Source organism: Agromyces fucosus (assembly GCF_004134865.1).
Lineage (GTDB): Bacteria > Actinomycetota > Actinomycetes > Actinomycetales > Microbacteriaceae > Agromyces > Agromyces fucosus.
In genome coordinates, this window is sequence record NZ_SDPO01000002.1 from 732,392 (window position 1) to 758,325 (window position 25,934).

At 71.7% G+C, this 25,934-nt stretch carries 24 protein-coding genes; 18 read left to right on the forward strand and 6 right to left on the reverse strand.

Annotated elements, in window-relative coordinates; all coding sequences use genetic code 11:
* Nucleotide 1 precedes the first annotated feature (1 nt).
* The gene (locus tag ESP57_RS09170) at nt 2–1,321 is read right to left on the reverse strand and encodes an amidase domain-containing protein (protein WP_129231309.1); all 1,320 of its coding nucleotides are present in this window, start codon (nt 1,319–1,321) and stop codon (nt 2–4) included.
* 206 nt (nt 1,322–1,527) lie between these two features.
* Here ESP57_RS09170 and ESP57_RS09175 point away from each other — a divergent pair, with 206 nt between their 5' ends.
* Both ESP57_RS09175 and ESP57_RS09180 read left to right on the forward strand, forming a co-directional pair.
* A complete protein-coding gene (locus ESP57_RS09175; protein WP_129231310.1) occupies nt 1,528–1,878 on the forward strand; it encodes a GntR family transcriptional regulator in 351 nt (116 codons plus the stop codon).
* Nucleotides 1,875–2,888: a DUF1648 domain-containing protein gene (locus tag ESP57_RS09180; RefSeq protein WP_129231311.1), complete on the forward strand. Its 1,014-nt coding sequence runs from the start codon at nt 1,875–1,877 to the stop codon at nt 2,886–2,888. The genes ESP57_RS09175 and ESP57_RS09180 overlap by 4 nt, the downstream gene beginning before the upstream one ends.
* On the opposite strand, the gene ESP57_RS09185 is transcribed toward ESP57_RS09180, so the two are convergent.
* On the reverse strand, nt 2,854–4,179 hold the full coding sequence (locus ESP57_RS09185) for an MFS transporter (RefSeq protein ID WP_129231312.1): 1,326 nt from the start codon (nt 4,177–4,179) through the stop codon (nt 2,854–2,856). The two genes, ESP57_RS09180 and ESP57_RS09185, sit on opposite strands and share 35 nt — an antisense overlap.
* Nucleotides 4,172–4,984 (reverse strand): M15 family metallopeptidase, encoded by an 813-nt coding sequence (locus tag ESP57_RS09190; RefSeq protein WP_243648468.1) that lies wholly within the window; start codon nt 4,982–4,984, stop codon nt 4,172–4,174. The genes ESP57_RS09185 and ESP57_RS09190 overlap by 8 nt, the downstream gene beginning before the upstream one ends.
* Nucleotides 4,985–5,210: 226 nt before the next feature.
* Between ESP57_RS09190 and ESP57_RS09195 the strand changes: the two genes are divergently transcribed.
* The 15 genes from ESP57_RS09195 to ESP57_RS09260 all read left to right on the forward strand — a co-directional run bounded on the left by ESP57_RS09195 (nt 5,211) and on the right by ESP57_RS09260 (nt 22,635).
* Complete coding sequence (locus tag ESP57_RS09195; protein WP_129231313.1) at nt 5,211–6,512, forward strand: ABC transporter substrate-binding protein; 1,302 nt, start codon at nt 5,211–5,213, stop codon at nt 6,510–6,512.
* Between the two features lie 81 nt (nt 6,513–6,593).
* Entirely contained in the window at nt 6,594–7,637 is a 1,044-nt protein-coding gene (locus tag ESP57_RS09200; protein ID WP_129231314.1) for a carbohydrate ABC transporter permease, read from the forward strand.
* Nucleotides 7,638–7,747: 110 nt separating this feature from the next.
* Nucleotides 7,748–8,578 carry a carbohydrate ABC transporter permease gene (locus tag ESP57_RS09205; RefSeq protein WP_235507651.1) on the forward strand — a complete coding sequence of 277 codons (831 nt, stop codon included), beginning with the start codon at nt 7,748–7,750 and terminating at the stop codon, nt 8,576–8,578.
* Complete coding sequence (locus ESP57_RS09210) at nt 8,575–10,032, forward strand: glycoside hydrolase family 1 protein (RefSeq protein WP_115959078.1); 1,458 nt, start codon at nt 8,575–8,577, stop codon at nt 10,030–10,032. Before ESP57_RS09205 ends, ESP57_RS09210 begins: the two co-directional genes overlap by 4 nt.
* A gap of 25 nt (nt 10,033–10,057) precedes the next feature.
* Nucleotides 10,058–11,077: a LacI family DNA-binding transcriptional regulator gene (locus ESP57_RS09215; protein ID WP_115959080.1), complete on the forward strand. Its 1,020-nt coding sequence runs from the start codon at nt 10,058–10,060 to the stop codon at nt 11,075–11,077.
* Between the two features lie 348 nt (nt 11,078–11,425).
* Entirely contained in the window at nt 11,426–12,565 is a 1,140-nt protein-coding gene (locus ESP57_RS09220) for a polyprenyl synthetase family protein (RefSeq protein ID WP_129231315.1), read from the forward strand.
* Nucleotides 12,566–12,621: 56 nt separating this feature from the next.
* Entirely contained in the window at nt 12,622–13,866 is a 1,245-nt protein-coding gene (locus ESP57_RS09225) for an inositol-3-phosphate synthase (protein WP_115959084.1), read from the forward strand.
* Nucleotides 13,863–14,807, forward strand: coding sequence for an SCO3242 family prenyltransferase (locus ESP57_RS09230; protein WP_129231316.1), 945 nt, complete (start codon nt 13,863–13,865; stop codon nt 14,805–14,807). The genes ESP57_RS09225 and ESP57_RS09230 overlap by 4 nt, the downstream gene beginning before the upstream one ends.
* Nucleotides 14,804–15,649 (forward strand): sugar phosphate isomerase/epimerase family protein, encoded by an 846-nt coding sequence (locus tag ESP57_RS18580; RefSeq protein WP_207904515.1) that lies wholly within the window; start codon nt 14,804–14,806, stop codon nt 15,647–15,649. Before ESP57_RS09230 ends, ESP57_RS18580 begins: the two co-directional genes overlap by 4 nt.
* A complete protein-coding gene (locus ESP57_RS18585) occupies nt 15,646–16,278 on the forward strand; it encodes an EboA domain-containing protein (RefSeq protein ID WP_207904516.1) in 633 nt (210 codons plus the stop codon). Before ESP57_RS18580 ends, ESP57_RS18585 begins: the two co-directional genes overlap by 4 nt.
* Nucleotides 16,279–16,280: 2 nt before the next feature.
* Complete coding sequence (locus ESP57_RS09240; protein ID WP_129231317.1) at nt 16,281–17,216, forward strand: TatD family hydrolase; 936 nt, start codon at nt 16,281–16,283, stop codon at nt 17,214–17,216.
* Complete coding sequence (gene eboE / locus ESP57_RS09245) at nt 17,216–18,382, forward strand: metabolite traffic protein EboE (protein WP_129231318.1); 1,167 nt, start codon at nt 17,216–17,218, stop codon at nt 18,380–18,382. The genes ESP57_RS09240 and eboE overlap by 1 nt, the downstream gene beginning before the upstream one ends.
* Complete coding sequence (locus tag ESP57_RS09250; protein ID WP_129231319.1) at nt 18,379–19,788, forward strand: alkaline phosphatase family protein; 1,410 nt, start codon at nt 18,379–18,381, stop codon at nt 19,786–19,788. The genes eboE and ESP57_RS09250 overlap by 4 nt, the downstream gene beginning before the upstream one ends.
* On the forward strand, nt 19,785–20,369 hold the full coding sequence (idi, locus tag ESP57_RS09255) for an isopentenyl-diphosphate Delta-isomerase (protein WP_056006316.1): 585 nt from the start codon (nt 19,785–19,787) through the stop codon (nt 20,367–20,369). The genes ESP57_RS09250 and idi overlap by 4 nt, the downstream gene beginning before the upstream one ends.
* 112 nt (nt 20,370–20,481) lie before the next feature.
* Entirely contained in the window at nt 20,482–22,635 is a 2,154-nt protein-coding gene (locus tag ESP57_RS09260; RefSeq protein WP_129231320.1) for a hypothetical protein, read from the forward strand.
* 121 nt (nt 22,636–22,756) lie between these two features.
* Here ESP57_RS09260 and ESP57_RS09265 read toward each other — a convergent pair whose 3' ends face one another.
* The 3 genes from ESP57_RS09265 to lplAB all read right to left on the reverse strand — a co-directional run bounded on the left by ESP57_RS09265 (nt 22,757) and on the right by lplAB (nt 25,173).
* On the reverse strand, nt 22,757–23,641 hold the full coding sequence (locus ESP57_RS09265; RefSeq protein ID WP_115959100.1) for a DNA-methyltransferase: 885 nt from the start codon (nt 23,639–23,641) through the stop codon (nt 22,757–22,759).
* Between the two features lie 91 nt (nt 23,642–23,732).
* Nucleotides 23,733–24,068 carry a hypothetical protein gene (locus ESP57_RS09270; protein ID WP_243648469.1) on the reverse strand — a complete coding sequence of 112 codons (336 nt, stop codon included), beginning with the start codon at nt 24,066–24,068 and terminating at the stop codon, nt 23,733–23,735.
* A 55-nt stretch (nt 24,069–24,123) separates the two neighbouring features.
* A complete protein-coding gene (gene lplAB / locus ESP57_RS09275; protein WP_129231321.1) occupies nt 24,124–25,173 on the reverse strand; it encodes a lipoate-protein ligase LplAB in 1,050 nt (349 codons plus the stop codon).
* 70 nt (nt 25,174–25,243) lie between these two features.
* Here lplAB and ESP57_RS09280 point away from each other — a divergent pair, with 70 nt between their 5' ends.
* Complete coding sequence (locus tag ESP57_RS09280; protein ID WP_129231322.1) at nt 25,244–25,888, forward strand: histidine phosphatase family protein; 645 nt, start codon at nt 25,244–25,246, stop codon at nt 25,886–25,888.
* Nucleotides 25,889–25,934 lie beyond the last annotated feature (46 nt).

The following is a 25,934-nucleotide window of genomic DNA, read 5'->3' on the forward strand; positions in this document are numbered from 1 at the left end:
CCTACTTCAGCGAGAAGTAGGTGACGCTGCCGCCGCCCGAGGCGAGCGCCTCGTCGACGTTCCAGTAGTCGGCGTCCTTCGTGTGGCCGCCGACCCAGACGGTCGTGCCGTTCGCGCCGTGCTCGACCCGGGTGACGACGGCGGTGTGGTCGCGATCGCCCGAGCCGTCCCAGTCGAACTGCGCGATGTCGCCGACCTTGACGAGCCCGCGCTGCGAGTCGTCGAGCGGGGTCGCGAGGTCGGGGCGGCCGTACAGCCAGTCGCGCATCGCGGTCGAGCTCGACCAGCTCGGCGACATCGCGCCGGTCGCCTGGTCGTAGTACCAGCCGGCGTCCATCGCCCAGCCCCGGGCGACGAGCGACTGGCTCGTGAAGTTCGCGCAGTCGACACCGCTCAAGACGGTGTACTGCGCGGTGTTGTAACTGCTCCAGTAGGTGAGCACATAGCCCACCTGGGCGTCGATCGCGGGGTTCGAGGTGTACGTCAGGGTGAGGGACGTGGTCGGCGCGTACACGGCGGCCTCGTCGATCTCCGTGAGCTGGGCGGCGAGCGAGGCCGGAGCCGCGGCACCGGCGACGGTCGCGGTGCCGGGGGTGGCGACGGCGACCGGGGCGCCCGAGGCATCCGTGAACGCCACGGCCACTGCGCCGAGGGCGGTGTCGGCGACCGCGGGCACCTGGAAGGTCAACTGCTCGGCGGTCGCGGCGACGATGGGAGCCGCAACGCCGCCGACGGCCACCTGGGCGACCTGGTCGAGCTGCTCGCCGGCGACGGTTACCTGCGTGCCGCCGGTGAACGGCGCAGCTGCGGTCGAGAGCCCGCTCGTGACGGTCGGTCGCTTCGCGATCGAGACCGGCGCGCTGATGACGTCGCGTTCGGCGGCGGATGCGGCCGAGGTGATCGAGGCCTCCTGAGCCGCGGCGAGCCGCGTCTCGTCATCGGCGGATGCCGCAGCGACGGCGCCGAACGCGCTGACGCTCAGGATCGCGCTCGCGCAGCCGAGTGCCATGAACCTGCGGGGCGCGCCGCTCGACGGGCGGCGGTTGCGCACTCGTTCGGCACGGTGCCTCGCACGGCGCTCAGCACGGCGCTCGACCGCGGCGGTGTCGGCGCTGTCGGCGCTGTCGGCGCGCGCAGCACCGGCGTCGGCGGAAGCACCAGCGGCCGAAGCACCGGCGTCGGATGTCGCCGCGGTGACGGCATCCGTCGCGGATTCGCCCGGGAGTGCAGCGGCGCCCGATGACGGAGCGCGATACGTCGAGCGGCGTCGTGCGGGGAGTTCAGCGGGCGTGGAGGCAGACGAGAAGAAGGCGAAGGGCACAGGCGGGGGGGATTCCGGGTACGTGATCGGGGGGCGATTGACACCCCATCACGCGAATTTGTGAGGAAGCCTCTCAAACTCTGGGAAGCCGGTGAGAGCGCGCTCTCGCCGGAAAACCGGGGCCGCGACCGACCACCCGGCCCCCGTGCGCGCGGGCTGATCAAAACTGTTCTAGTATTTATAGAACAGTTTGAAAGGTTCACCGCATGCTGATCCGAGTCGACCCCGCGAGCGACACGCCGATCTTCGCCCAGATCGTCGCGTCCGTGCACGCCGACGCCGCCGCGGGACGACTCGCCGCAGGCGACCGCCTGCCCTCGGCCCGTGATGTCGCCGGCTCGCTCGGCATCAACCTGCACACGGTGCTGCGCGCCTACCAGCAGCTCCGCGACGAGGGGCTCGTCGACATGCGCCGCGGCCGAGGGGCCATCGTCACCGACGCGGTCGAGCCCCTCGCGCACCTGCACCACGACATCGCCGCGCTGGTCGCCCGTGCGCGCACCCTCGGCCTCGCCGCCGACACCCTCGCCGCTCTCGTGAAGGAGACCTACCGATGACCGCGCACGCCGACGTCCGCACCGCCCGCCGCCGCTTCCTGCTGATCGGCTGCGCGCTGCCGGCCGCCATCACCCTCGTCGCCGTCGCCCTCATGGTCGCCTGGCTCCCTGACGTTCCGCCGACGGTCGCCACGCACTGGAGCGGGAGCGGCCCCGATGGATTCGGTCCCGCCTGGGTCGTCCCGCTCACCACGGCCCTGCTCGGGTTCGGCCTCGCAGCGCTCTTCGCTGGCATCATGCTCGTCGGCACGCGCGACGGCCAGTGGGGGCCGATGCTGCGGCTGCTCGGCGCGCTCTCGATCGGCACCAACGTGCTGCTGGTCGTCGGCATCACCTGGACGTTCGGGATGCAGCGCGGACTCGCCGACCCGCAGGACGCCCCCGGCGTCGGGTGGCCGCTGCTCGTGAGCGGGCTGCTCGCCGCCGGCGCGGGAGTCGGCGCGTGGTTCGCGCAGCCGAACGTCACGACCGACGGTCGCACCCCGGCTCGCACCGTCGAACCGCTCGACCTCGCCGCCGGCGAGCGGGCGATGTGGGTGCGCACGACGGCCATGGCCCCAGCGGCCGTGGTCGCGATCATCCTGAGCATCGTCGCCCTCGCGATCGGCACCGTCGTCGTCGCCGCCGCGGGCTCGACGGCCTGGTGGGTGATGCTCGGGGTGACCGTGCTGCTCGTACTCCTCGCCGTCACGACGTTCGTGTTCCGGGTCCGCGTCGACGACCGCGGCCTCCTCGTGCGCTCCCCCGTCGGCGTCCCGCGCTTCAGCGTGCCCCTCGCCGAGGTCGAGGCGGTGTCCGTCAGGAACGTGCACCCGACCGCCGAGTTCGGCGGCTGGGGCATCCGCATCGCACCCGACGGCGCGTTCGGCATCGTGCTCCGCGCCGGCGAGGCGCTGCAGGTCACGCGTCGGGGCGGTCGGCGATTCGTCGTGACCGTCGACGACGCCGCCACCGCGGCCGCACTGCTCGAGGCGCTCAGCTCACGGGAGCGCGTCGACCCGCCTCGCTGAGCCCGGCACGGCGGGCGCGCAGCCCGGCGACGATGAGCGGCACGAGCACGAGCAGCGCGACGACGTTCACTCCGGCGAAGCCCGCGGCTCCGAGCACGACCCCCGAGAGCGCAGCGGATGCCGCGGCCGCGAGATTCATCGCGGCGTCGGTCGCGCCCTGCAACGGCACCCGGATCGACGGCTCGACCGAGGTCGTGAGCAGCGTCGATCCGCCGATGAGTCCGCACGACCAGCCGAGGCCGAGGAGGCCGAGCGCGAGCGGCACGAGCAGCATGTCGTCGGCGGGCGCGAGGATGCCGATGAGCGCCGCCGCCGTGAGGATGCCGACGCCGATCACGATCACGCGCGGCGGGCCGATGCGGTCGGCGAGCCAGCCGACGAGCGGGCTCGCCCCGTACATCCCGATGATGTGGATGCTGATCACGACGCCGACGAGCGAGAGCGAGAGGCCGTGGGCGGTCATGTGCACCGGGGTCATCACCATGACGCCCACCATGACGGTGTGCGAGCACACGATGGCGAGGATCGCGAAGAGCGACCGCGGTTCTCGCACGGCGATGCGGAACGCGGCCCACGCCCCGATGGGCTCGGCGGCGGGCGCCGCTCCCCCGGCGTCGACGACGCGGTCGGGGGCGAGCTCATCGGCCTGCGTCCCGGCGTCGGGAGCGCTGCTCGCGGCGTCCGTCGCCATCGTGCCCGGCTTCGGCAGCCGAAGCAGCGTGGCCACGAGCAGGGTCGAGAGCGCGAACGCGACGCCCGAGAAGAGGAACGGGCCGACGAGCGGCGGCAGGCCGAGCGCGATGCCGACGGCGTTCCCCGTGGCCGACAGCAAGGGCCCCGCAACCGAGCCGATGGTGGTCGCCCAGAGCACGATCGACATCGAGCGCGCCTCGAACCCCGCGGCCGCGACCTCGGTCGCGGCGAAGCGCGCCTGCAGGCCCGCGGCACTGCCGGCGCCGAAGGCCGCCAGGCCGAGGAAGACGAGGGGAACCCAGCCGCTCGCAGCGGCGGCGATCACGAGCAGGGCGCCCGTCATCGCGAGCGCGTAGCCCGTCGCGAGCGCCACGTGGCGGCCCGAGCGGACCGCGAGCCGCGCGAGCGGGATCGCGACGATCGCGGCCCCGAGCACGCTGGCCGACTGGGCGAGGCCCGCGAGGGCGACGACGCCCGTCAGCTCTTCGACGAGGAGCGCGGCGACGGCGATGCCCGAGGCCACGCCGACGCCCGCGAGGAGCTGGTTGACGACCAGCACCGTGAGCGAGAGGCCGCGATGCGGCACGCGCTCACTCATACTCGGGCGCTGCGGGCAGGCCGAAGAACTCCTCGAGCGTCGTGACGCCGGTCTCGTGCATCTCGGTCGCGAGCGGCACCCCGACGTAGCGGAAGTGCCACGGCTCGAACTCGTAGCCGGTGACGGGCGTCTTGTCGGCCGGGTAGCGCAGGATGAAGCCGAAGCGCCAGGCGTTGTCGCGCAGCCAGACGCCCTCTGCGGTGTCGGCGAAGCACGCGTCGAGCGAGCAGTCGCCGCTCTCGGCGCCGATGTCCATCACGAGGCCGGTCTGGTGCTCGCTGAACCCGGGCCGGGCCGTCAGCAGGTCGTCGCCGTCGTAGATCTCCTCCTGGGCGCTGTACGAGCGGAACGCGCTGTTCGACGCGAGCGTCAGGTCGGCCTCGTCGGACGCGGCCTGGAACATCGCGACGACCGCGTCGGCCGCCTCCTGTCGCATCATCGGGTCCCAGGTGTGCGGCACGTCGACGTCGACGAGGTCGTCGGGCTCGAAGTCCTGCGGATTCAGGGGGCGCAGCTTGTCGACGACCACCCAGATGCTGTTCGGGTCGTCGAGGGAGTGCGCCGTGCGGTCGAAGGTGTCGACGGCGGCGGGCTCCTGCGCCGCGCCGGACACCGGACGTGGGGTCGCGCTCTCAGCCGAATCGGATGCCCCGTCGCCGGGCGAACCCGCGGCCGAACCGCCCGCAACGGCGCCGATCACGACGACGGCGACGGCGACGAGGGCGAGGCTCAGCGAGCCGGCGATCACGAGACGACGCTTCTGCTGCGCCTCGTCGGACGGGTGCTGGCGTTCACTCGATGACACCGTTCGAGTCTACGCGGGGCTTGCTGAGCACCCACCGGAGCCCATCCCCGATGCCCGAAGAACGCTCGGGCCAGCGACGGGAACACTGCGTGAGAGCGCTCTCTTGACTTTTCCCGGACGACTGCATAGAGTCACCTCTCGAATCGTGAGAGCGCTCTCACCGGTTGGGAAGAGAGCGCTCTCACGCTGCGCACATTCCCGTCCACGCACACACAAAGGAGTGACCGTGAAGCTCTCACGCCACACGAAGGTCGCCGCAGCCGTTGCCGGCGCAGCGACCATCGCCCTCCTCGCCTCCGCCTGCTCGTCCGGCGGCGGCGAAGAGACCGACGGCGACATCACACTGACCGTCACCACGTTCGGCACGTTCGGATACGACGACCTCTACACCGAGTACGAGGAAGCCAACCCCGGCGTCACGATCGAGGCGACCAACATCGACACGGGCGGCAACGCCCGCACCGACGCCTTCACCAAGCTCGCCGCCGGCTCGGGCCTCTCCGACGTCGTCGCGATCGAGGAGGGCTGGCTCGGCGCGATCATGGAGGTCTCCGACCAGTTCGTCGACCTCACCGAGTACGGCATCGACGACCGCAAGGCCGACTGGGTCGACTGGAAGTACGAGCAGGCGACCGACCCCGAGGGCCGCGTCATCGGCTACGGCACCGACATCGGCCCGAGCGGCATCTGCTACAACGGCCCGGCACTCGAGGCTGCCGGCCTCGCGAGCGACCGCGAGAGCGTCGCCGAACTGCTGAACGGCGACTGGGCGCACTACTTCGACGTCGGACGCCAGTACCAGCAGGCGACCGGCAAGGCCTGGTTCGACCACTCGGGCTTCGTCTGGAACTCGATGGTCAACCAGATGCCCGAGGGGTACTACACGAGCGACGGCGAACTGAACGTCGAAGACAACGCGGACCTCAAGGCGAACTTCGACCTGCTCTCGGGCGCGGTCGACGACGGCCTCTCGGCCGCGCAGGCGGCGTGGGACTGGAACGGCGGCAAGTCGTTCGTCGACGGCACCTTCGCGACCTTCGTCTGCCCGGGCTGGATGCTCGGCGTCGTCGAAGGCCAGGTCGAGACCGGCGGCGGCGACGCCTCCACCGGCTGGGACTTCGCCGACGTCTTCCCCGGTGGCGCAGCCAACTGGGGCGGCGCCTTCCTCTCGGTCCCCGAGACCTCGGAGCACAAGGAAGCCGCAGCGAAGCTCGCGGACTGGCTCACCCAGCCGGAGCAGCAGGTGAAGCAGTCGGCTGCCGCAGGCAACTTCCCGAGCACGATCGAAGCACAGGAGACCCTCGCCTCCGAGGCCACGCCGAACGAGTTCTTCAACGGCGCACCCACGGGCGCCATCCTCGCTGCTCGCGCTGAGGGCGTCGTCGCCCAGTTCAAGGGCCCCGACGACTCCGTGATCCAGGAGAACGTCTTCGGTCCCGCGCTGTCGGCGCTCGACCGCGGCGAGGTCGACGGCACCGCCGCATGGGACCAGGCGATCGAGCTGCTCCACGAGCTCGTCGGCGAGTAGCCCCGCCACGGTACGGATGTCCCTCGGGCACGTCGCCCGAGGGACATCCCTCCCCCGCCAACTCCCACGACTGGACTTCGCATGACCACGACCATTCGGCCCCCCGCGAGCGGGACCCCGACGCCGCAGCGCCGATCCGCGGCATCCGAACCCCTGACCTTCCGCCAGCGCCTCTCGCGCTTCGACGTCAAGGCGAGCCCGTACTTCTACGTCTCGCCCTTCTTCATCCTCTTCGCCCTCGTCGGCCTCTTCCCGCTCGGCTACACGCTCGTCGTGTCGATGCACGAGTGGGACCTCCTGAAGGGCCAGGGGCCGTTCGTCGGGTTCGAGAACTTCGTCGAGATCCTCGGCGACTCCATGTTCTGGAACTCGATCGGCAACACGATCAGCATCTTCCTGCTGTCGTCGATCCCCCAGCTGGCGATCGCCCTGATCGTCGCGTACCTGCTCGACCAGGGCCTGCGCGCGCCGACCTTCTGGCGCATGAGCGTGCTGCTGCCCTACATCGTGACCCCCGTCGCGGTGGCGATCATCTTCTCGAGCGCCTTCAACGAGGCCGACGGCCTCGTCAACAACATCCTCAACGTCTTCGGCATCCCCGACCAGGCGTGGAAGCACGACACCTTCCTCAGCCACATCGCGATCGCCACCATGGTGAACTTCCGCTGGACGGGCTACAACGCCCTCATCCTGCTCGCGGCGATGCAGTCGGTGCCGCGCGACCTCTACGAGTCGGCCGCGATCGACGGCGCCGGAGCCGTTCGCCGCTTCTTCTCGATCACGATCCCCTCGATCCGCCCGACGCTCATCTTCGTCATCATCACCGCCACGATCGGCGGCCTGCAGATCTTCACCGAGCCACGCCTCTTCGACGTCTCGACCGCCGGCGGCATCGGCGGCAGCGATCGACAGTTCCAGACGACCGTGCTGTTCATGTGGGAGCTCGCCTTCTTCCGACGCGACTTCGGCGAGGCCGCCGCCGTCGCCTGGCTGCTGTTCCTGCTCATCGTCGGATTCGGCCTCATCAACTTCCTGATCTCCCGGCGCATCGCCACCGGCGGCGACAAACCCGACCGCCGCGCGCGCCGCGCACGCGAACGCGCCACCCGAGGAGGAGCGGCATGAGCACCCTGATCCCCGAACCCATCCCCGCGGTGATGATCGATGACGACGTCGAACCCGATCGACCCGCGCGTCCCCGCTGGGGCGACGGCGGCAACGGCCGCCGTCGCGCGATGGGCACCGCCGGCATCGGCAGCCGTCCCGGCTTCCTCACCTATGGGCTGCTCGCCGCGTTCATCATCGGCGGCGCCTACCCCCTCTGGTGGTCGGTCGTCGTCGGCAGCGGCACGAACGCCACCCGCGGCGAGACGCTCCCGCTCCTGCCTGGCGGCAACTTCCTCGCCAACGCGACCAAGGTGCTCGACGCGATCCCGTTCTGGCTCGCCCTCGGCAACTCGATCATCATCTCGTCCGTCATCACGATCTCGGTCGTGACGTTCTCGACGCTCGCCGGATACGCGTTCGCCAAGCTCCGCTTCCGCGGCCGCGACGGACTCATGGTGTTCGTCATCGCGACCATGGCGATCCCCACGCAGCTCGGCATCATCCCGCTGTTCATGGTCATGCGCGAGTTCGGCTGGACGGGCACCATCGGCGCCGTCATCGTGCCGACGCTCGTCACCGCCTTCGGCGTGTTCTTCATGCGGCAGTACCTCGTCGACGTCATCCCCGACGAGCTCATCGAGGCCGCCCGCGTCGACGGCGCGAACCAGATCCGCACCTTCTTCAACGTCGCACTGCCCGCCGCTCGGCCCGCGATGGCGATCCTCGGCCTCTTCACCTTCATGATGGCGTGGACCGACTACCTGTGGCCGCTCATCGTGCTGAGCCCGACCAACCCCACGCTGCAGACGGCGCTCAGCCAGCTGCAGTCGGGGTACTACGTCGACTACTCCGTCGTGCTGACCGGCGCGGTGCTCGCCACCATCCCCCTGCTCGTGCTGTTCGTCATCGCGGGCAAGCAACTCATCTCGGGAATCATGCAAGGAGCTGTGAAGGGTTGAACGAGAATCACGCGTCGTTCCGACGGAACTGGCCGGCCGACTTCATCTGGGGCTCGGCGACCGCCGCGGCCCAGATCGAGGGCGCCGCGCACGAAGGCGGCAAGGAGGACTCCATCTGGGACGCCTTCGCGCGGGTCCCCGGTGCCGTCGCCGGCGGCGACACCCCCGACCGGGCGGTCGACCACTACCACCGCATGCCGGAGGACGTGGCACTCATGCGCACGCTCGGCCTCGACTCCTACCGGTTCTCGACGAGCTGGGCGCGGGTCGTGCCCGGCGGCCGCAGCGTCAACCAGGAGGGGCTCGACTTCTACTCGAGGCTCGTCGACGAACTGCTCGGCGCCGGCATCCTGCCGTGGCTCACGCTCTACCACTGGGACCTGCCGCAGGCCCTGCAGGAGCGGGGCGGCTGGGCGAACCGCGACACCGCCTACCGCTTCGCGGAGTACGCCGAAGCCGTGTACGGCGCACTCGGCGACCGCGTCACGCACTGGACGACGTTCAACGAGCCGCTCTGCTCATCGCTCATCGGCTACGTCGGGGGCGAGCACGCACCCGGCCTGAACGACCCGGTCGCCGGGCTCGCAGCCGTGCACCACCAACACCTCGCGCACGGCCTCGCGGTCGAGAAGCTCCGGGGCCTCGCGGATGGCGCGGGGCGCGACATCCGGCTCGGCATCACGCTGAACCTCACGAACGCGGTGCCGAACGATCCCGCCGACCCCGTCGACCTCGAGGCCGCGCGACGCATCGACGCCCTCTGGAACCGGATGTACCTCGACCCCCTGCTGCTCGGCGCGTACCCCGACGACCTGCTCAGCGACGTGCGGGAGTTCGGGCTCGACGAGCGGATCCTGCCCGGCGACCTGGCGCAGATCTCGCAGCCGATCGACTTCCTCGGCGTGAACCACTACCACGACGACAACGTCTCGGGGCATCCGCTGCCCGCCGACACCGCGCCATCCCTGCGGCCGACCGACCGGCCCGGCCGCTCGCCGTTCCCCGGCAGCGAATACGTCTCGATGCCGTCTCGGGGGCTGCCCCGCACGGCGATGGACTGGGAGGTCAACCCCGCGGGCCTCACCCGCCTGCTCGTGCGGCTCGGTGCCGAGTACCCGAACCTGCCGCCGCTCTTCGTGACGGAGAACGGCGCCGCCTACGACGACATCGTCTCGGCCGACGGCGCCGTGCACGACCTCGAGCGCACCCGGTACGTGCTCGACCACGTCGACGCGATCGCCGAGGCGATCGAGCAGGGCGCCGACGTGCGCGGGTACTTCGTCTGGTCGCTGCTCGACAACTTCGAGTGGGCCTGGGGCTACGAGAAGCGGTTCGGCATCGTGCGCGTCGACTACGACACGTTCGAGCGGACGCCGAAGGACAGCGCCCACGCGTTCGCGGCGTTGATCGCGAACGCGAAGAGTCAGCTCGCCGCGACGACTATCGTGGGGTGAACCGGAGCACTGGAAGGGGCCCACGATGAGGGGGAGCATTCCGGCCGGCCACGCGCCGACCCTCGAGATGGTCGCGGCTCAGGCCGGCGTCTCACGTGCCACGGTCTCCCGGGTCGTCAACGGCTCCCCGAAGGTGAGCCCCGAGGTCGTGGAGTCCGTGCAGGCGGCGATCACGGCCCTGAACTACGTGCCGAACCGTGCAGCGCGCTCGCTCGCGAGCCGGCGCACCCAGGCGATCGCCCTCATCGTGCCCGAGTCGGCGGCCCGCGTCTTCGACGACCCGTTCTTCGCCTCGATCGTGCAGGGGGCCGCGCTGGCGCTGGCGGGCACCGAGTACACGCTGAACATGCTCATCGAGTCGGAGCTCGATCCCGACAAGACCCGGCGCTACCTGCTCGGCGGCAACGTCGACGGCGCGCTCGTCGTCTCGCACCACACGGGCGACCATTCCTTCGCGCACCTCTCGCGTTCACTGCCCCTCGTGTTCGGCGGGCGACCGCTCGATCCCGAGGAGTCGAGCGGGTACACCGTCGACGTCGACAACGAGCACGGCGCCACGGCAGCCGCGCAGCACCTCATCGATGCCGGGCGCACCCGCATCGCGACGATCGCCGGCCCGCAGGACATGCCGCCCGGGGTCGATCGCCTGCATGGATTCACCACAGTCGTCACCGGAGCCGGGCTGGCCGACGACCTCATCGAGTTCGGCGACTTCACGGCCGCCTCCGGCGCCGCGGCGATGCACCGACTGCTCGAGCGCGCGCCGGAGCTCGATGCCGTCTTCGCCGCCAACGACCAGATGGCGATGGGCGCCCTCTCCGCCCTCGCGGACGCCGGTCGCTCGGTGCCCGACGACGTCGCCGTCGTCGGCTTCGACGACGACCGCTACGCCGCCACCGCGGTGCCGCCGCTCACGACCGTGCGGCAGCCGTCGTCCGAGATGGGCGCCGAGATGGCACGCAAGCTCGTGCGCCTCATCGCCGGCGAAGACGTCGAGTCGGCGACGATCCTGCCCACCGAGCTCGTGGTGCGCCAGTCGGGCTGAGCCCGCCCGCCCGGTTCGTCCCGGGGCGCCGCCGCCGCGAACCGGCCGCACCGGTCGAGCCATTCGTCCCGGTTCTCTTCGCCGACGCCCGCGAGAACGACGGCCTGAATTCCGTCGTCCACGGCGGAAGTCCGCGTTGGAACGAGCGCCACTCACTCCGATCGGCGTGAGTTTCGCACCCGCGCCCAGAAGTTTTGTCGATTGACGTTCAACTTCTGCGCGACTTATGCTGAGCTTCAGTAAGAAGTTGAGCGTTTTTGACACTTCTGTCGACATATTCGACGGGGTGACCAAACCTCCCCTGCGAGGACACGCCACCGCCCTGTCAATGTCGACGGAGGAGTAGCCATGAAGCCGACCCCGGCGACCGCGATCGCGGCCGCGCCCGAAGCGGCCCGCGCGAGCGCCGTCCTCGAGGCGGAAGCCCCGACCTTGGCCCTGCTCGTCGAGGAGTTCGCGCGACGGGCGCCGGCGATCACCGCGGCCCACTGGGACCGGGTACAGGCGCGGTGCGCCGCCGCGGGCCCCGCCGCGGGCGAGCTCATCGCCGAGGCCCGGGCGTCCGACGGCGGCAAGCACATGCGGCCCCGACTCGTCGCAGCCGCGTTCTTCGGCATGGGCGGCTCCGACGCCGACCTGCTCGCCGAGGTCGCCGGCGCCCAGCAGCTCCTGCACCTCGGCCTCTGCATGCACGACGACCTCATCGACGGCGATCGCGTGCGACATGGCCAGCCCAACCTCGTCGCCCGATACGCCGACGCCGGGCGGGTCGCCGGGCTGCCGGCCGTCGCGGCCGAGCGTCAGGCGATGACCGCCGCCCTGCTCGCCGGCGACCTCGCGATCAACGCTGCGCTGCTGGCGCTCCTCGAAGCGCCGGCTCCGGCGTCGGTGCAGCAACGACTCGCCGCCGAGGCATCCGCCGCACTCGAGACCACGATCGCGGGCGAGTTCCTCGACGTCCGTTCCGAACTGCTTCGGCCCGATGCATCCGAGCCGCTGCTCGTCGCCGAGCTGAAGACCGCCGCCTACAGCGTGGCCCTCCCCCTGCGTCTCGGCGCCGTCGCGAGCGGCGCCGCGTCTGCGGCCGAGCTCGAGTGCCTGCAGCAGATCGGCATCGCCTTCGGCATCGCGTACCAGCTCGCCGACGACGAGCTCGGCCTCTTCGGCTCGGCTGACGCGACCGGCAAGTCGGTGCTGTCCGACGTGCAGCAGGGCAAGCGCACCGAGCACGTGCGCCTCGCCTACCAGCGGGCCGACGTTGCCGGCCGTGCGCGGCTCGACGCGACACTGGGCGACCCGGCTGCTACCGAGGCGGATGCCGCCGCGATCCGCGACATCGTGACCCGCACCGGCGCGCGCGCCGCGGTCACGCGCACGATCGACGAGCACGTGGCACGCGGCATCCGACTCGCCGAAGCCGGCCTGCCCGATCGGCTCGCCGCCTACCTGACCGATCTCGCACACTCCCTGCGGGGGCGCACGAGTTGAACGACGCGGCACGCACCGACACGACACATCGACCAGACACCACCCGGAGGAACGACATGACGCAGCACGAGACATCCGCGACGGCGATCGGTACCGACGCCTGGCGCGAGGGCCGGGTCGGCCTCTGGCTGATCGGCGGCCGCGGCTCGATCGGCACCGTGGTCGCCGTCGGACTGCACGCGATGCGCGCCGAGCTCGCCCCGCCGACCGGGTGCACGACCGCGGGCGAGGCGTTCGCGGGCGTCCCGCTGCCGGCGTTCGCCGACCTCGTGATCGGCGGGCACGACGTCAGCACGACCCCACTCCGTGAACGGGCGCACGCGCTCGTCGACTCCGGCATGCTCGCGCACCGCTTCGTGGCGACGGCCGACGACGCGCTCGATCGCGCCGACGCCGAGATCCGTCCGGGATACGACCGGAGGACCCACACCGGGTCGCAGGCCGACGCCGTTCGCCGCATGGCCGCCGACATCACCGACTTCCGCGAGCGGCACGGCCTCGGTCGGGTCGTCGTCGTCGACATCTCCTCGACGGAGCCGATCCTCGAGGACCACGTCGAGTTCCACGACCCCGAGCTGTTCACCGCCGCGCTCGAGGACCCCGATCGGCCCCTGCTGCCGGCGAGCTCGATCGCCGCCCTCGCCGCGATCGAGTCGGGCAGCGCGTACGCGTGCTTCACCCCCTCTGCCGGCATCGACGTGCCCGTCATCCGCTCCCTCGCGACCGAGCGGGGCATCCCCTTCGCCGGTCAGGACGGCAAGACCGGCGAGACGCTGCTGCGCACCGCGCTCGCCCCGATGTTCACGGCTCGCGGCATGCGCGTGCTCTCGTGGGCCGGCTCCAACCTCCTCGGCGGCGGCGACGGCGCCACCCTCGCCGACCCCGAGGCCGTGCGCAGCAAGCTCGCGACCAAGACCCGTGGTCTCGTCAGCCTCGTCGGCGACCACGTCGTCGCTCCCCTGCACATCGACAACGTGCCCGACCTCGGCGACGTGAAGACCGCCTGGGACCACATCCACGCCGAGGGATTCCTCTCGTCGCGCATCACGATGCAGACGATCTGGAGCGCCTACGACTCGATGCTCGCGGCACCGCTCATCCTCGACATCGCCCGGCTCCTCGCCCTCGCCGCGGCCGACGGCCAGCGCGGCGCCATCCCCGCGTTCGGGTTCTTCTTCAAGGACCCGTGGGGCAGCGACGTGCACGACTTCTCGCAGCAGACGATCGCCCTGCACGACTGGGCGCACGCCACGGGAACGCGAGTCCGCGCCGCCGCGGAGAGCGCGGTGACGCCGGCATGACCTCCCCCGCGGACCTCCTCGACCTCGTCCGCGCGCCGGCCGCGCTGACGGTGATCGGCGACACGCTGGCCGGCGGGCACGCCGGGGGCGCCCGGTTCACCGGTCGGCAGTGGCTGCTGCCCGCGGCATCCGTGCTGCTCTACAGCGGGGGCATGGCGCTGAACGACTACGCCGACCGCGAGCTCGACGCCGAGGAGCGGCCCGAGCGGCCCATCCCCTCGGGTCGGGTGTCGGCGGGCACCGCGCTCGCAGTCGTGAGCGGATGCTTCGCGGCGGGCCTCGCCCTCGCGGCGGCGGGCGGCGGACGGCGAGGCCTCGGCGTCGCGATGCCGCTCGTCGGCGCGATCGTGCTCTACAACACCGTGGCGAAGTCGACGCCGCTCGGGCCGGTCTCGATGGCCGCCTGCCGCGGGCTCGACGTCATGATGGGGGCGGGCGGAGCGCGACGGGCCGCTCCCGCCGCCGCGACCGTCGCGCTGCACACGGCCGGGGTCACGCTGCAATCGCGCGGCGAAGTGCACGGCGGATCGGTCGGCGTCGCCGGCGCGACCCTCGCGATGACCGCGGCGAGCGCGGTGGCGGCCGCTGCGGGCGACCGCGGCGCCTTCGACGCGCGGATCGCCGCGAGTCGGGTCGACCCGACCGGCATCAGCCCGACCGGGAAGGCCTCGACCGCGTGGCGCATCGGCGCCACGCTCGCGACCGTCGCCGCGGCGGCCTCCTACCTCGCCGCGACGGTGCCGACGCAGCTCCGCACGCTCGACGACCCGTCGGCGGGCAACGTCCGCACCGCCACCCGGGCGGGCATCGGCGCGATGATCCCGCTGCAGACCACGCTCGTCGCGCGCACCGGCGCCCTCGGCTCGGCCGCGCTCCTCACGGGCGTCGATCTCGCACGCCGCGCGCACTCGGCGCGCCGCAAGCGGGGCGATGTGACATGACCCCCGGCTTCAGCATCGGCTACGGCACGAACGGATTCGCCGACCACACCCTCGACGACACGCTCACGGTGCTCGAGGCCGAGGGATACCGAGCCCTCGCGCTGACGCTCGGCCATCCGCACCTCGACCCGTTCGCCGACGACGCGTTCGAGCGCGCCGCACGGCTTCGCGGGCGCCTCGACGAGCTCGGTTGGCCCGTCGTCGTCGAGACCGGCAGCCGGTACCTGCTCGACCCGTTCGTGAAGCACCGCCCGACGCTCGTCGACCGGGAGGCCGAGCCGCGACTGCGTTTCCTCGGGCGCGCCGTCGAGCTGGCAGCGGTGCTCCGCGCCGACTGCGTGTCGCTCTGGTCGGGAGTCGTGCCGGGCGACGTCGCATCCGACGAGGCATGGTCGATGCTCGTCGAGCGCATGCGCGAGGTCGTCGACCTCGCTGACGCCGTCGGCGTGCGCCTCGGCTTCGAGCCCGAGCCGGGCATGCTCGTCGAGACCGTCGCCGACGCCCTCCGCCTCCGCGACGAGCTCGGCCGCCCCGAGGCGTTCGGCATCACCGTCGACCTCGGGCACTGCGTCGCGGTCGAGCCCGACGGCGTCGTCGGCGCCCTCCGCGCCGCGGGCGACCTGCTCGTCAACGTGCAGGTCGACGACATGATGCCCGGCGTGCACGAGCACCTCGAACTCGGGCGGGGCCGGCTCGACCTCGCAGCGGCCCTCGCGACGCTGCAGGAACTCGGCTACCGGGGCGTGGCGGCCATCGAGCTGCCGCGCCACTCGCACGATGCGCCGGGCGCAGCAGCCCGCGGCATCCGTGCCATTCACGAGGCGTTGAAGGAGGAACGATGACCCATCCCTGGACGATCGCGGCGGTCGACGACGTGACGGCGGACCCACGGCGCATCTCGGTGCTCTTCCCGGCGGCCGGGCGCTCGGTGGGACGCGACCCCGTCGACCCGGAGCACGATCCGCTCGGACTCGTGCACGGCACCGACGACGACCGGGCCCGTGCGGCGCTCGTGCAGGCGCTCGTCGCCGCCGTCGACGACGACGGGATCGCGGCCGACACCGTCGCCGAGCTCTACCGGTACGGCGACGATGCCGAACGTCGCGGCGTGCTCCGCGGCCTCAACGCACTGTGCGAGCCGAACGCCGAGCCGATGCTCGCCGCGCCGCTCGTCGCGACCGGTCGCGACCTCGTCGCCGACGCGCTGCGCACGAACGACCCGCGCCTCGTCGCCGCCGCGCTCGGCGACTTCTCGGCCCGCGAGCTCGACCAGCACGGCTGGCGCCACGGCGTGCTGAAAGCGCTCTTCATGGGCATCCCCCTCGACGCCGTCGCGGGCATCGACTCGCGGGGCGACGCCGAGCTCGCCCGCATGGCCGCAGCGCTCATCGCCGAGCGCCGCGCCGCCGGCCGCGAGATCAGCGCCGACATGACCCGACTCTCCACGATCCAGACCACGCCCGGAGGCTGACCATGCGAATCTTCGACCCGCACATCCACATGAGCGCGCGCACCACGAACGACTACGCAGCGATGTACCTCGCCGGCGTCCGCGCCGTCGTCGAACCGGCGTTCTGGCTCGGGCAGCCGCGCACGAACGTCGGCAGCTTCGTCGACTACTTCGACGGGCTCATCGGCTGGGAGCGGTTCCGCGCCGCGCAGTACGGCATCCGCCATCACGCCACGATCGGACTGAACCCGAAGGAGGCCAACGACCCGCGCTGCCGCGAGGTGCTGGCCGTGCTGCCGCGCTACCTCGCCAAGGACGGCGTGGTGGCGGTCGGCGAGCTCGGCTACGACTCGATGACCGCCGAGGAGGACGAGGTCTTCGTCGCGCAGCTCGCGCTCGCCCGCGAGTTCGAACTGCCCGCGATGGTGCACACGCCGCATCGCGACAAGGCGGCCGGCACGCTGCGAACGCTCGACGTGATCCGCGACGCCGGCGTCGACCCCGGGATGGTCGTCGTCGACCACCTCAACGAGACGACGGTCGCGTCCGTCGCCGACAGCGGGTGCTGGATGGGCTTCTCGATCTACCCCGACACGAAGATGGACGAGGCGCGCATGGTCGCGATCCTCCGCGAGCACGGCACCGAACGGGTCCTCGTGAACTCGGCGGCCGACTGGGGTAACTCCGACCCGCTCAAGACCCGCAAGACGGGCCAGGCCATGCTCGACGCCGGCTTCACCGAGCACGACGTCGACGTGGTGCTCTGGCAGAACCCGGTCGCGTTCTACGGCCAGAGCGGGCGGCTGCACCTCGACCCGGTGCCCGGGTTCGACGAGTCGACGGATGCCTCGGGCGCAGCGGATGCCTCGGGCGCAGCGGATGCCTCGGGGACTCCGGCCGTCCCCACGGCCGGCGCGACCTTCGAGGGCAACTCCGTGCTCCGGGGGGCGAGGGCCTGATGGAGCTCTCGTACTGCACCAACGTGCACCCGGCCGAAGACCTCGAGGGGGTGCTCGAGCAGCTCGACGCCTTCGCCGGCCCGGTGCGCGAGCAGGCCGGCCTCGACCGGCTCGGCGTCGGCCTCTGGCTGCCGGCCGAGCTCGCCCTCCGGCTCGCGTCGAGCGAGGCCGATCGCGAGCGGCTGCGCGAGCGCCTCGACGCCAACGGGCTCGAGCTCCGCACGGTCAACGCCTTCCCGTACAGCGCGTTCCACGCCGACGTCGTGAAGCTCGACGTGTACCGACCCGACTGGACCGACCCGCGCCGCGCGTCCTTCACGCTCGACTGCGCGCGCGTGCTCGCCGAGCTGCTGCCCGCCGGGGCATCCGGCAGCATCTCGACGCTGCCGCTCGGCTGGCGCGACCCGTGGACCGCCGTCGACGACGCTCGCGCGACCGAGGCGCTCGTGCACGTGTCGCGGGAGCTCCGGCGCCTGCAGGACGAGACCGGCCGCACCGTGCGCCTCGCGATCGAGCCCGAGCCGGGCTGCACGCTCGACACCGTCGACGACGTCGTGCGCTGGCTTGCGCCGCGCGTGGCCGAGGGCATCGACCCCGAGTTCATCGGCGTCTGCCTCGACACGTGCCACCTGGCCGTCTCGTTCGCCGACCCCGTGGCCGCGGTGCGGCAGATCGCGGATGCGGGGCTGCGCGTCGTGAAGGTGCAGGCCTCGGCCGCGCTGCACGTCGAGCATCCGGGCGACCCGGCGAACCGCGAGGCGGTCGCCGCCTTCGTCGAGCAGCGCTACCTGCACCAGACGCGCGAGCTCTCCCCCGACGGCACGGTGCTCGCCGTCGACGACCTGCCCGAGGCGCTCGACCAGCTGCCGGCCGATGGCCCGTGGCGCGTGCACTTCCACGTGCCCCTGCATCTCGCGCCGAGCGCGCCGATCTCGGCGACGACCGAGGTGCTGCGAGCCGCCGTCGACGCGGTCCGCGGCATCCCCCACGGCGACGAGGCCCACCTCGACGTCGAGACCTACACTTGGAGCGTGCTGCCGGGCGGCGTCGACGACCTCGTCGCCGGCATCGCGGGCGAGGTGCGCTGGGCGGCCGACGAGCTGCTCGGCGCGCCGCCCCGGCCCGCCCCGGCCGACACCCGCTCACTCTCGGAGGTGGCCTCGTGACATCCGTTCTGCTGCTCGACGTCGTCGGCCTGACACCGCGCGCCCTCTCGCACATGCCGAGGCTCCGCGCCATGGCCGCGTCGGGCGCCCAGACGAGTCTCGGCACCGTGCTGCCCGCCGTGACGTGCAGCGTGCAGTCGACGATGCTGACCGGGCTCGCCCCCGCCCAGCACGGCATCGTGGGCAACGGCTGGTACTTCCGCGACCAGGGCGAGGTGCACCTGTGGCGCCAGCACAACAGGCTCGTGCAGGGCGAGAAGGTCTGGGAGACCGCGCGCCGGGCGAAGCCCGGGTTCACCGCCGCGAACGTCGGCTGGTGGTACGCGATGGGCGCGACGACCGACATCACCGTGACCCCGCGGCCGATCTACCACGCCGACGGGCGCAAGTCGCCCGACGCCTACGTGCGACCGCCCGCACTGCACGACGAGCTCGTGGGCGCACTCGGCGAGTTCCCGCTGTTCCAGTACTGGGGTCCGACGGCCACCATCGCCTCGACGCGATGGATCGTCGAGGCGACCCGCAAGATCATGCGCGAACAGCGCTCCGACCTCGTGATGGCCTACCTGCCCCACCTCGACTACGACCTGCAGCGCTTCGGTCCCGACGGGCCGGAGGCCGACGCCGCCGCCGCCGAGCTCGACTCCGCGCTCGCGCCCCTGCTCGACGATGCCGCCGCATCGGGCGTCACCGTGATCGCGGTCGCCGAGTACGGCATCGCCGAGGCGCGGCATCCGGTCGACGTCAACCGGGCGCTCCGACGCGAGGGACTGCTCGAGGTCTACGTGCAAGACGGCCGCGAGCAGCTCGACCCCTGGACGTCTCGGGCCTTCGCCGTCGCCGACCACCAGGTGGCGCACGTCTACGTCGCCGACGACGCCGACCTGCGCCGCGTGCGCGAGGTGCTCGAGGCGCTGCCGGGCGTCGACGAGGTGCTCGATCGCGAAGCGCAGGCCCGCTACGGCCTCGACCACGAACGCTCGGGCGAGCTCGTCGTGGTCGCCGAACCCGGCGCCTGGTTCACGTACTACTACTGGCTCGACGACGACCGGGCTCCCGAGTTCGCGCGCGGCGTCGACATCCACCGCAAGCCCGGGTACGACCCGGCCGAGCTGTTCTTCGACCCGGCCGACCGCCTCGCGAAGGCCAAGGCGGGGCTCGGCCTCGTGCGCAAGAAGCTCGGCCTGCGGTACGCGATGAACGTCGTGCCGCTCGACCCCTCGTGGGTGCGCGGCACGCACGGCCGGCTGCCCGACAGCGCCGCCGACACGCCGCTGCTGCTGTGCTCGGACGCGAGCCTGCCGTTCTGGGGCGCGCGGTCGGCCGACGACCTCGTGCCGGCGGCGAGCGTGCGCGACCTCGTGCTGCAGGCGTCGGGGGTTCCTGCGACCGCGGTGGCGCGATGAGCGCGTCGCCGATCGGCGCGCCCGCCGTCGGTGTGCCGATCGGCACGCCGGCCGCGGTCGAGCAGGTCGTGCTGCTCGACCTCAACGGGGCACCGATCGGCACGATGGACAAGGCCGCGGTGCACACCGCCGACACCCCGCTGCACCTCGCCTTCTCGTGCTACGTCTTCGACCGGGACGGGCGGATGCTGCTGACCCGCCGTTCGCTGCGGAAGCGCACCTGGCCCGGGGTCTGGACCAACACGGCGTGCGGGCACCCGGCTCCCGACGAGCCGGTCGAGGAGGCCGTTCGCCGGCGGCTCGCCACCGAGCTCGGCGTGACGGCGGTCGCGCTCCGAGCCGCACTGCCCGACTTCCGCTATCGGGCGGTGGCGCCCGACGGCGTCGTCGAGAACGAGGTCTGTCCCGTCTACCTCGCCGAGTTCACGGGCGACCCGGCGCCCGATCCCGACGAGGTGATGGACTGGCGATGGGTCGACCCGGCGGCGTTCGCGCGCACGGCCGTCGAGGCGCCGTTCCTCCTCAGCCCGTGGAGCGTGCTGCAGGCGAAGGGCCTGCTCGAAGCCGGCTTCCTGGCCTGAGTCGCCGCCGCGCACGCCGCGATTCCGGCGCAGGGGGACACCGCTCCGCCTATGGCGGCCATAGGCGCAAGTGGTATTGCACATGTGACATACCATTCGCGACGCTTGGCCCATGAACCTACGCGCCAGCAGTCGCAGCATTGCGGCCGCAACGACCGGAACACTTGTCCTGACCGCCCTCACGCTCGGCGTCCCCTCCGCGCACGCCGCCGAGGCCGGCGGAGCGGCCGCCGCATCCGCCCCCCAGTCGTGCACCATCGCCCCACCGGCCAACGAGCTCTCCGAGTCGCCCGTCGGCTGCGTCACCGCCGCGGTCGCGCTCGACCGGGTGCCGGGGCTCGGCGAGACGGCGACCGTCACGGTCCAACTCGACACCGAGGTCCCGATCGACGACGCCCAGCTCGCCGTGCGCCTGCCCGCGGGCCTGCGAATCGTCACCGACGGATTCTCGGCTCCGACCGAGCGCGGCCTCGACACCGTCGCGACGCAGGACCTCGCACTCGACGAGTCCGGCCGGACCGTGACCTTCGAGGTGATCGCCGACGTCGCCGGTCCCGCGCAGATCCAGGTCGACGTCGTCGATACCGCCCAGCCGGCCGAGGAGCGCAGCGCGCACGCCTCGACCGAGCTCACGATCGGCCGGACCGCCGCCGAGTCGGCGCCCGGCGCGGCCGGAACATCGTCGACCACCCACGGGAAGAACGGCGACGCCGACACCAAGCGCTCGGCGACCGAGAAGCCGAAGGTCGGCGAGGTGACCGCGGCATCCGACGCGATCTGCGCCGTCGGCGACCTCGACATCGCCGACTGGACCGGCGACTGGCGTGCCGCGCGTCGGGTCGCCGTCGCGGTCCTCGGGCAGACGACCCCCGACGCCCCCGCGGCGACGCTGGCGACCGGCCTCACCGATGCCGAGGACGGCAGCTACGAACTCTGCTTCACCTCGCCGGCTCCCGAGCTCGCGTCGCTGAGCGTCGAGTTCACCACCCGCAACGCGTGGTGGGAGATCGACGACATGACGGGTGCCACCTCGTACACGACCCGCTCCGCCCCGGTCACCGACGTCGCGGCGGGCACCGTGCAGGACTTCGGCACCTCGGTGCCGAGCGCCCTGCACATGCGGGCGTTCAACGCCTTCGACATCCACAACGCGCTCTACGAGCTGCGCGGTTCGGGCACCGACTGCTGGACCGCGGAGCAGACGACCGACTGCGAGAAGCTCAAGGCGCGCTGGGCACCGGGCAACACCGACGGCGGCTACTACCAGACCGCCGCGAACGTGCGCTCCGTCTACCTCACCGACGCGATGCCCGACACCCTGCACACGGTCGTGCACGAAGCCGGGCACAACTTCCAGCACCTGCTCTACAACTGGCGCTGGCCGACGGGCGACTGCCCCTCGCCGCACTCGCTGCACCGCGTCACGGGGGCGATGTGCGCCTGGACCGAAGGATTCGCGAACGCCGTCACGGGCTACGCCATGGGCGACGGCCGCTACTACTACAACACGACCGACTGGATGGACCTCATGCAGACGGGACTTCAGGACACGACGATCGCGCCGGCTCGGCCCAACCCCGACAACGGCGAGCACGTCGAAGGCCGCGTCGCGGGGGCGATGATCTCGCTGTGGCGCGAGCTCGACGGCGGCCCCGAGGCGACCTTCCGCAATCTCGACCAGTACGACTCGTTCGACTTCGCCGAGTGGTTCAACGTCGATCGACCGAAGTCGGGGCTCTCGGTCGACCGGCAGGCACGCGACATCCTGAACGAGCACACGATCGACTTCCGCGACGTCCGTCGCACGGAGTCACTCGTGAACGGCGACCTCGAGGACCAGGGCGACGGCTGGGACGTCGTCGGCGGCGTGGTCGGCACGTGGAGCTACTTCGGCGCCCGCAGCGGCCAGTACTACGCCTGGATGGGCGGCAACGGCGTGGCGAGCGTCGACTCGCTGAGCCGCTCGGGCGTGCAGGTCCCGCGCAAGGGCACCACGGTGCTCGACTTCTACATGCGGATCAACAGCCCCTCGGAGGACCGCGCGGTCAAGGCCGACAAGCTCGAGCTGCAGGTCCAGTCGGGCGGACAGACGACGACGGTGGCCACCTGGTGGAACGGCGACCGCGTGCCCGCCTACTCCAGGCGGGTCATCGACCTGACGCAGTTCGCCGGCCAGACGGTCACCATCTCGTTCGTCAGCACCGAGGACGACGGCCAGCAGACCGACTTCGTGCTCGACCAGCTGTCGGTGCAGACGACGCGCTGACGCACCACCACGAGCGGCTGATCCGGCTGGCACGGCACGCGGGCCTCGCCCGGGCACACCCGCCCGAGCGGGGCCCGCGTCGTCGCGATCGGCGCAGCTCACGGGCAACCACCTCAGCCGGTTACGGCGTCGCGCCCGCCTGGAACACGACGCCCGCGACATCCGTGAACCGGCCCTTCATGACGGCGATCGCCTCGGGGTTCTCGTCGACGAGCACGAAGCGCCGGCCGAGGGTCGCCGCGACGGCGCCCGTCGTGCCCGACCCCGCGAAGAAGTCGAGCACCCAGTCGCCCTCGCGCGTCGAGGCCTGCACGATACGGCGGAGGATGCCCTCGGGCTTCTGCGTCGGGTACCCCGTCTTCTCACGGCCCGTCGGGGACACGATCGTGTGCCACCACACGTCGGTCGGCAGCTTGCCGAGCTCCGCCTTCTCGGGCGTCACGAGCCCGGGCGCCATGTAGGGCTCGCGGTCGACGGCACTCGAGTCGAACCAGTACCCCGACGGGTTCTTCACGTAGACGAGGATCGTGTCGTGCTTCGTCGGCCACTTGCGCTTGGCCTTCGCGCCGTAGTCGTAGGCCCAGATGAGCTCGTTGAGGAAGCACTCGCGACCGAACAGGGCGTCGAGCAGCACCTTCGCGTAGTGCGCCTCGCGGTAGTCGAGGTGCAGGTACAGGGTGCCGTCGTCGGCGAGCAGCCGCCACGCCTCGATGAGTCGCGGCTCGAGGAAGCCCCAGTAGTCGTCGAAGCGGTCGTCGTAGCGCAGCAGGTCGCCGCGGATGCGCTCGTAGCGCTTGCCCGCGAACCCGGTGATGGCTCCGGATGGCTCGGGCTCGGCGTCATCCGTCGGTACGACGCGCACGTGGCGGGTCGACTGCCGCGACTGTGCGCGGCCCGTGTTGAACGGCGGGTCGAGGTAGATGAGCGTGAAGCGGCCGTCGGGGAAGGTCGGCAGCACGGCGAGGTTGTCCGCATGGATGATGCGGTCGGGTTCGTCGAAGCTCACCGGTCCAGTCTGTCAGTCGTCGAGACATCCGCCGGCGGAGCAGCGAAGCGTATCGAGGCAGCCCATGGCCCGACCCGGCCGAGGGAGGAACTCAGTCGCGGTCGACGTCGAGGCGGATCGTGCCGCGGAAGCGGTCGGCCCCTGCAGGCTCGGGCCGCGAGGCATCCGTGCCGTCGTCGGCGAACGCGATGCCCTTGTCGCCGTCACCCGGAATCGGCGAGGGAACCGGAAGCCGGCTCTGCCGGTCGAGCTCGACCTGCGCCTCGTGCTTGCGGGGCGCGAAGACCTCGTCGCCGATCATCATGACCCCGCCGCCACCGCCGCCGCGCTTGGTCTTGTCGGAGAGGTCGATCCAGCCGCGCCGCACGGCGAACGCCACGAAGGCGCACGCTACCGCGGCGATGCCGACCCAGATCCACCAATCCACCCGGCGAGTCTAACGGGGATCGCTGAGCCTTCCTCGCGCGCGGGTCGGTGCGCGGTCAGGGCACCCGCTGGAGCCACTCCTGCGTCGAGAACTTGGACTCCACGAGCGCCTCGGCCTCGGCGAGTTCGTCGGCACTCACAGTGCCCGGCGTCGCGCCGTAGAGCGAGGCGAAGGTCTGCTTCAGGCTCTCGATGATCGCCGCCCGCGACAGCCCGGTCTGCGAACGCAGCGGGTCGACGCGCTTCGCAGCGCTCGCGATGCCCTTGTCGCTGATCTTCTCGCGACCGATGCGCAGTACCTCGAGCATCTTCTCGTTGTCGAGGTCGTAGGCCATGGTCACGTGGTGCAGCACCCCGCCCGAGCCGAGCCGCTTCTGGGCGGCGCCGCCGATCTTGCCGAGCGGGCTCGCGATGTCGTTGAGCGGCTGGTACGTCGCCTCGATGCCGATAGCACGCAGCCCCTGCAGCACCCAGTCGTCGAGGAACGCGTAGGAGTCGGCGAAGCTCATGCCCTGCACGAGCTCGCCCGGTACGTAGAGCGAGTACGTGACGACATTGCCGCGCTCCATCATCATCGCGCCGCCGCCCGAGATGCGGCGCACGACCTCGAAGCCGTACTTCTCGGCGCCTTCGGGGTCGACCTCGTTCCTGACCGACTGGAAGCTGCCGATGACGACCGCAGACTCGTCCCACTCCCAGAAGCGCAGCGTGGGCTTGCGGCGGCCCTCGCCGACGCGGGTCGCGAGCACCTCGTCGAGCGCGAGGTGCGTGCGCGGCGGCACGGCCGCGTCGTGCACGATCTCCCATTCGTAGTCGGCCCAGCTCGTGGCATCCGTCATCGCCCGTCGCACCGCGACTGCGATCGCCTCGGGCGAGAAGCCGAGCATGACCGCGTCGTGGCGGAGGCCGGCGGTGATCGCCGCGGCGATCTGCTTCGCGTCGGATGCCGCGGAGAGGCCGGTGAGCGCCGCGTCGATGTCGCCCAGCGCCTCGTCGGGCTCGAGGAAGAAGTCGCCCGCCACGCGCGGATCCGTGATCACCCCGTCGCGCACCTCGAAATCGACGACCACGAGCTTGCCACCGGGCACCTTGTATTCACCGTGCATGCGGTACAGCCTACGGATGCCGGGCTTGGATGCGGCAGCCTACGATCGAGGGGACGGCAGGGGGCCCGAGATGACGACGTTCTACCTGGCACGCCACGGCGAGACGACCTGGCACGCCGACCACCGGTACGCGGGCAATTCGGATGTCCCGCTGACGCGCCACGGCCTCGGCCAGGCCGCGGCACTCGGCGCCTGGGCGGTCGATGCGAGCCTGGATGCGATCGTGGCCTCGCCACTCTCCCGCGCGCGGCGTTCGGCCGCGCCATCCGTCGAGACGACCGGCCTCGCCCTCCGCATCGACGACCGCCTCGTCGAGATCGACTTCGGCGACGGCGAGGGGCTCACCCCGACCGAGCTCGCCGAGCGCTTCCCCCAGGAGTGGCCGGCATTCTGCCGCGCGCCTGCGACGAACCCGCTGCCGGGCGGCGAACGCGGCCGCGACGGCATCGCCCGCGCCCTGCCGGTGTTCGACGAACTCGTCGAGGAGTTCCCCGAGGGACGCGTGCTCGTCGTCGGGCACGCGACGCTCATCAGGCTGCTGTTCTGCGAGCTCGCGGGTATGGACCCAGACGGCTACCGCGACCTGCTGCCGGTGCTCGGCAACTGCAACATCACGACGATCGTCTACCCCTGGGCGACCGAGTCGCAGCTCACGAGCCATCCACGCATCCGGCTGCTCGGCTTCGACGTGCCCCCGGGGCGCGCGGCGATCTGAGGCGCGAGCGGCCGCGGCATCCGCTGCCGCCGTCGAGCCCGGGAGC

What these genes read in the sequence shown, in the direction of transcription:
- ESP57_RS09230 (WP_129231316.1), top strand. Translation starts at nt 13,863, where the DNA reads ATGACCTCCCCCGCGGACCTCCTCGACCTCGTCCGCGCGCCGGCCGCG.
- lplAB (WP_129231321.1), bottom strand. Translation starts at nt 25,173, where the DNA reads ATGCACGGTGAATACAAGGTGCCCGGTGGCAAGCTCGTGGTCGTCGAT.
- ESP57_RS09215 (WP_115959080.1), top strand. Translation starts at nt 10,058, where the DNA reads ATGAGGGGGAGCATTCCGGCCGGCCACGCGCCGACCCTCGAGATGGTC.
- ESP57_RS09200 (WP_129231314.1), top strand. Translation starts at nt 6,594, where the DNA reads ATGACCACGACCATTCGGCCCCCCGCGAGCGGGACCCCGACGCCGCAG.
- ESP57_RS09175 (WP_129231310.1), top strand. Translation starts at nt 1,528, where the DNA reads ATGCTGATCCGAGTCGACCCCGCGAGCGACACGCCGATCTTCGCCCAG.
- ESP57_RS18580 (WP_207904515.1), top strand. Translation starts at nt 14,804, where the DNA reads ATGACCCCCGGCTTCAGCATCGGCTACGGCACGAACGGATTCGCCGAC.
- ESP57_RS09185 (WP_129231312.1), bottom strand. Translation starts at nt 4,179, where the DNA reads ATGAGTGAGCGCGTGCCGCATCGCGGCCTCTCGCTCACGGTGCTGGTC.
- ESP57_RS09180 (WP_129231311.1), top strand. Translation starts at nt 1,875, where the DNA reads ATGACCGCGCACGCCGACGTCCGCACCGCCCGCCGCCGCTTCCTGCTG.
- ESP57_RS09260 (WP_129231320.1), top strand. Translation starts at nt 20,482, where the DNA reads ATGAACCTACGCGCCAGCAGTCGCAGCATTGCGGCCGCAACGACCGGA.
- ESP57_RS18585 (WP_207904516.1), top strand. Translation starts at nt 15,646, where the DNA reads ATGACCCATCCCTGGACGATCGCGGCGGTCGACGACGTGACGGCGGAC.
- ESP57_RS09225 (WP_115959084.1), top strand. Translation starts at nt 12,622, where the DNA reads ATGACGCAGCACGAGACATCCGCGACGGCGATCGGTACCGACGCCTGG.
- idi (WP_056006316.1), top strand. Translation starts at nt 19,785, where the DNA reads ATGAGCGCGTCGCCGATCGGCGCGCCCGCCGTCGGTGTGCCGATCGGC.
- ESP57_RS09205 (WP_235507651.1), top strand. Translation starts at nt 7,748, where the DNA reads ATGGGCACCGCCGGCATCGGCAGCCGTCCCGGCTTCCTCACCTATGGG.
- ESP57_RS09240 (WP_129231317.1), top strand. Translation starts at nt 16,281, where the DNA reads ATGCGAATCTTCGACCCGCACATCCACATGAGCGCGCGCACCACGAAC.
- eboE (WP_129231318.1), top strand. Translation starts at nt 17,216, where the DNA reads ATGGAGCTCTCGTACTGCACCAACGTGCACCCGGCCGAAGACCTCGAG.
- ESP57_RS09220 (WP_129231315.1), top strand. Translation starts at nt 11,426, where the DNA reads ATGAAGCCGACCCCGGCGACCGCGATCGCGGCCGCGCCCGAAGCGGCC.
- ESP57_RS09280 (WP_129231322.1), top strand. Translation starts at nt 25,244, where the DNA reads ATGACGACGTTCTACCTGGCACGCCACGGCGAGACGACCTGGCACGCC.